The following is a 5,278-nucleotide window of genomic DNA, read 5'->3' as shown; positions in this document are numbered from 1 at the left end:
GTTCCGCAGGGAACCGAGGACTGTAGCTTACAAAGGCGTTAAAAGAAACATCTACTTCCTAGACATTTGAAAACTCTTAACCTTTTGGTTATGCCCTGACCGAAGGGAGGAAATGCCCTTGGGGTGCTTTTCTGTCAAGAGAAAAGTAACACTAGAGAAATTCAGTAATTTATAAAAATCCCCATAAAATCCTATCACTTAGGATTTTCAACCGGTTTCTGTTTTTCCTTTTATAATTTTAAGCTTTATACCTCTATATTATCCCTAAAAATCCTTATCATTTCTCCTGCCACAGAATCCATATTTGGTATCTCAGGGAGGCTGTCAGCGTCAAACCAGTCTGCGTGGGAAATCTCTACATTGTCTATTTTTATTGGATTATTTCCGTCATATTCTGCAAAAAATCCAAGCATAAGAGAGCTGGAAAAAGGCCAGGGCTGACTTTTGTAATATTTTATGTTTTTCACATCTATCCCCACCTCTTCCATGACCTCTCTCTTTACTGTTTCCTCTATAGTCTCTCCCGCTTCTACATACCCGGCTATAAGGCTGTAAAAAGTCCCTGGATGTAGCCTGTTTTTAGCCAAAAGAAGCTTATTATCTTTTTTTATTGCCACAATTATAGCAGGAGATAGTTTTGGAAATATTATGTTTTTGCAGTCGGTGCACTCTAGAGCCCTTTCATCATTTTTCAGATCCATGGGATTGCCGCATCTTCCGCAAAATTTATTATCATTTAGCCAGCTGTACATCTGGAATCCCACAGCTGTCACCCATTTAGACAGTTTATCTGCCTGCCCTCTTATATCTCTCATTCCCACATATGAGAATCCCTGAGGCATCTCTTCTTTCCCCTCTGCCATAAAACATTTTTCCCCGTCTACCTCTCCCAAAAATATACCATCTCCTACAAATTCTCCAAGCTCATTTTTTTTAGGAATAATAAACTTATCCCCTATATTTTTCATGAGGACCCTTCCTCCTCTATAGCACAAAACCTGTTCCTCCGACCTTATATTCTCACGGCTTAAGAGCGAGATATTAAAAATATTTGGTGAAATTTCGTTTATCATAGTTCCTCCCGATTCCCTTTCAGGCTAATGTCCCTTTTTAAGATTTATTATACCACAATGAAATTTCTATTTGTTATATAAACCCAGTTTTATAAGTTTTTATATATTTCATTTTTTTCCTTCAGCTCTTTTTAAAAATCAGATTCAAGAAAATTTTATTTAGAATAATTCCGGTTTTTATACAATAAAAAATTATTTTGTACAAAAGAATTATTTAACCTACACTTCTAGACCCACTAAATTCTAACGAAATCACAGCTAAAAATATAAGTACTTTTTTAACTATTCTTGAAGTATTTGGGATTGTGCGAAATAATCTACTACATTCAGAATTTTCAAAAGTAGTTTTACTGAAATAATCGTGTTTTTAAACCCTAAAATTCAAAACCAAGTTTATAACTTTTTTATATAATAAATTTTTTAAAGGAGGAAGTATTATGTATTCTTATTTCATACCTACGGTAAATCTAATGGGCAGAGGTGCAGTATCAAATGTGGGAAAACAGTCTAAAATATTAAATGGCTCTAAAGCTCTTCTTATTACAGATGAAATACTGGTGAAAATCGGTGTAGCTGAAAAAATCATTTCACTCTTAAAGGAAAGCGGTGTGGAAGCATCAGTTTATGACAAAGTTAATCCAAATCCAACTGTAAAAAATGTAAATGATGCACTTTCTGTTTATCAGAATGAAAAATGTGATATTATAATCGCACTAGGTGGAGGAAGCTCCATTGACTGTGCAAAAGGGGTAGGTATTTTAGCTACCAACGGTGGGAAAATAAGTGATTATGAGGGTGTTGATAAATCTGAGAACCCTATGCCTCCGTTCATCGCAATAAATACAACTGCCGGTACAGGAAGTGAAATGACTCGTTTTACAATCATCACAAACACAGATACTTCTGTAAAAATGGCAATAGTGGACTGGCATGTCACTCCTACTGTTTCCATAAATGATCCAGAGCTCATGGTCAGTATGCCGGCTTCCCTCACTGCTGCCACTGGAATGGACGCCCTCACCCATGCTGTAGAGGCTTATGTGTCGACTATTGCTACTCCTGTCACAGATTCTGCTGCCATTAAGTCCATTGAGCTAATCAGCAAATATCTGCGTCCAGCTGTGGCCAACGGAGAAAATCTAGAATCCAGAGAAATGATGGCTTACGCTGCATTCTTAGCAGGTATGGCTTTCAACAATGCCAGCCTTGGTAATGTCCATGCAATGGCTCATCAGTTAGGTGGTTTTTATAACCTCCCTCACGGAGTGTGTAACGCCATTCTTCTTCCCCAAGTTGAACAATTTAACCTCATTGCATGTCCAGAAAGATTTGCAGATATTGCCAGAGCCTTGGGAGAAAATACAGACGGAATAACTACCATGGAGGCTGCATCAAAAGCCATAGCTGCAATTAAGAAGCTGTCAAAGGATGTGGGAATACCTTCCGGACTCAGAGAATTAGGAGTTAAAGAAGAAGATTTCTCCACTCTTGCTGACAATACACTCAAAGATGTGTGTGCTGCGACCAATCCTAGAAAATCTTCTAAAAATCAGATAATCCAAATATTCAAAGATTCCATGTAAAAATATATTTTTAAAACTAAAAGAGGGTAAAAAATACCCTCTTTTCTTTTACTCCATTATTTTTTACTGTATATTACACACCCGTGTTTAGGTACTTTCACTGGTATTACAAGGTTTTCCCCTATAAAAAAACTGCTGACTACAGTTCCCCACATGGATTCATCTGAGGAATAGATACAGATAAACTCTTCCCCTTCCTTGTGCATGGTAGAATCCAGAACCACATCTACTTTCAGATCCTGTTCAATATGGCAGTTCATAGCCATGACCATTTCATCCTGGCTCAGGATACGAGACCAGGCCAGCACACCTTCATGTCTGCCATCTCCTATCTTGTGAGGAATGGAAAATTCATTGCTATCATAGGATATCTCCCTCAGATACTGTCTTCCCTGCCTCAGGATGAGGTGTTCCTTTCTTATTTTACACATTTTTGAGAAATTAATGTATAGGGGATTGGTATCATCAAAAAAATGTTTCCCCCTTGTCCTGAAGGCCCCGAATTCTCCCCCGAACATATTCTCTCTCACATATTTCTCTCTGTCTCCGTTGCCGTCAAATCCCTGTTCAGTTCCGTAATAAATACAAGGTATTCCCAGGGAAAACAAGTTTAAAAATATAGCGTTTAATATAAGGGTATTGGTTTTTTTATCTGCACAAAATCGGTGTTTATACTCTCTGTGAGTTACCATATCATGGTCATCAAACATAGTTATCACATTATCTCTGTACCACTTATTTTCAACCTCGCCCAGGAGTTTTGAGTTTTTAAAAATATCAAAAAATTCTGCAGGATCAGAATATCCCTTTGTCACATTTTCCAGTTTTTCCGGGATTTTATTTATTCCCAGGGCTGCATTCAGACCGGTTTTATCCAGTGTTTCCATTGCAAATTCCAGCCCTCCTGTAATCTCCCCTATAATATAAAAATTATTCTTCCCTATGGTCTTAGTGTATTCGTGAATCTCAGTGGAAAAATACCTTGTGGCTCCCTGTTCCAGATGCTTTACAGTATCTAGTCTGAATCCGTCAATATCAGCGTAAGCAATCCAGTACTTATAGCATTCTGTGAGTACTTTCAGGGCTTCCGACGGATTAAACTCATTGTAGTCGCCGCTTCCGGTAAAAATATTTTTTAGGGAGTAAAAATCCCCCTCCACATATTCAGGATAGGTATCCCAGTTGATTATATGCCCTTTCCTACTGAAAGTTTCTCTATTCATGAGTTCCTGGGGCCAAACTCCACCCTCCGGCCATATTTCGTCAAATGATGGATTATCAACAGGAATGACAGGTTCTCCGTTTTTGTCCAGAAAAGCCTTCATATGAAACTGACTTCCATTATAGGCAGTATCTGTTTCTTCATATGAAAATACGTTACCAGTATGATTCAGTATTATATCCACTACAATGTATATCCCATTTCTGTGAGCCTCATCTACCAGATCTTTCATATCCTCTTTGGTTCCGAAATGTGGGTCTATATCCAGAAAATTCTGTATCCCGTATCCGTGGTAACTCTCTTCAAAGGCCACCTGCCTGAAAATAGGGCTTATCCATATTGCCGTTACCCCCATATTTTTCAGATAGCCGATTTTACTCTTTATTCCCTTTAGATTTCCTCCGTTCCATTTGTCTCCGTACTCCTCCCATACTCTTTTGGATTCCTCATTGGAAAGTATATTTTCATAATCTGCACCGCTGTAAAGATCCCCTTCGGCACCATTTGAAAACCTGTCTACCATGAGAAAATACAGCACCTCATCTTCCCAGTTTTCCGGTGATTTATAATACTCTCTATCCTTTGCAATCTCTTTCAGATTTGTTTCATTTATACTTCTCATAAATTCTTACCTCCAATTTTTCAAGCTTAAATACCCGGTTCAGACTTCATTAAATTTCAACTAAAATATTGTACTCGTTTTAATTTTCTTTCCTTTATAAGAGATATCATAGGTATAAAATAGCCATATACTATATAAATTTTAATTCGATCTAAAGTATAAAAAAAAAGGATAGCTTTTAGCTATCCCCGGTCCACTCTTATTCTTGCCTTCATACCTTCATCTAGAGGTATGTTTTCACCTTCATAGTTATAAAAATAATAATCCTTCCCGTCACTTTCTACTCTACCCCTATACCACTCTCCGTCGATAAACATTTCCAACGGACTTCCGCAGGTAAAATAAAGCTCCTGGGCCGTATCCAGGTTAAACCGTCCCTGGCTGTTTAACACAAGTTTCCCTTCGAGGGTAGTTTTACTTAGAAGTTCCATATCATGTATGGCATCCTCTATCTCTTTTTTCAGATACACTATGCTCTCATGACATTTTCTGTCCTCAAAATTGTTCCCGGCATCGCCTTTCAATAGATTTTCTGCATTTGATTTCAGACTCTTTAGATCTTTTAAAAAACCAATATATTTTTTATCCAGCATTTTTAAGACCCCCTTTATTCAATCCTTAAAATATCCTTCAAAAAAAATCCTAGATTACCTTCTTTAAACTTTTAAATTGGAGATTTCAAAATCATTTTCTGTATTTTTATAAAATTTTTCTTCAGAGCTTATATCGGGTCTGGTTCGGTTTCTCCCCTCTTTCTTTGCCATATACATGTTGTCAT

At 37.4% G+C, this 5,278-nt stretch carries 4 protein-coding genes; 1 reads left to right on the top strand and 3 read right to left on the bottom strand.

Going from position 1 to position 5,278, the window contains the following annotated elements:
• Window positions 1-245 precede the first annotated feature (245 nt).
• Window positions 246-1,073 carry an NAD(+) diphosphatase gene (nudC, locus tag ABZA26_RS06920; protein WP_372713791.1) on the bottom strand — a complete coding sequence of 276 codons (828 nt, stop codon included), beginning with the start codon at window positions 1,071-1,073 and terminating at the stop codon, window positions 246-248.
• Between the two features lie 437 nt (window positions 1,074-1,510).
• On the opposite strand from nudC, the gene ABZA26_RS06915 reads away from it, so the two are divergent.
• On the top strand, window positions 1,511-2,656 hold the full coding sequence (locus ABZA26_RS06915) for an iron-containing alcohol dehydrogenase (protein ID WP_372713790.1): 1,146 nt from the start codon (window positions 1,511-1,513) through the stop codon (window positions 2,654-2,656).
• Between the two features lie 56 nt (window positions 2,657-2,712).
• Here the strand turns inward: ABZA26_RS06915 and ABZA26_RS06910 are convergent, their stop codons facing one another.
• Together ABZA26_RS06910 and ABZA26_RS06905 are read right to left on the bottom strand one after the other, a co-directional pair.
• Complete coding sequence (locus ABZA26_RS06910) at window positions 2,713-4,500, bottom strand: alpha-amylase family glycosyl hydrolase (RefSeq protein WP_372713789.1); 1,788 nt, start codon at window positions 4,498-4,500, stop codon at window positions 2,713-2,715.
• A gap of 182 nt (window positions 4,501-4,682) precedes the next feature.
• Complete coding sequence (locus tag ABZA26_RS06905) at window positions 4,683-5,093, bottom strand: DUF5348 domain-containing protein (protein ID WP_372713788.1); 411 nt, start codon at window positions 5,091-5,093, stop codon at window positions 4,683-4,685.
• Between the last annotated feature and the right edge of the window lie 185 nt (window positions 5,094-5,278).

The organism is Ilyobacter sp. (assembly GCF_041583315.1).
In the GTDB taxonomy this organism is placed as follows: Bacteria; Fusobacteriota; Fusobacteriia; order Fusobacteriales; family Fusobacteriaceae; genus Ilyobacter.
Note: the sequence above shows the minus strand (reverse complement) of the source record. Positions and strands in the feature narration are given on the sequence as shown.

Excerpts from the sequence above, each read along its gene's own strand:
- ABZA26_RS06915 (WP_372713790.1), top strand. The coding sequence starts at position 1,511 with ATGTATTCTTATTTCATACCTACGGTAAATCTAATGGGCAGAGGTGCA.
- ABZA26_RS06905 (WP_372713788.1), bottom strand. The coding sequence starts at position 5,093 with ATGCTGGATAAAAAATATATTGGTTTTTTAAAAGATCTAAAGAGTCTG.
- ABZA26_RS06910 (WP_372713789.1), bottom strand. The coding sequence starts at position 4,500 with ATGAGAAGTATAAATGAAACAAATCTGAAAGAGATTGCAAAGGATAGA.
- nudC (WP_372713791.1), bottom strand. The coding sequence starts at position 1,073 with ATGATAAACGAAATTTCACCAAATATTTTTAATATCTCGCTCTTAAGC.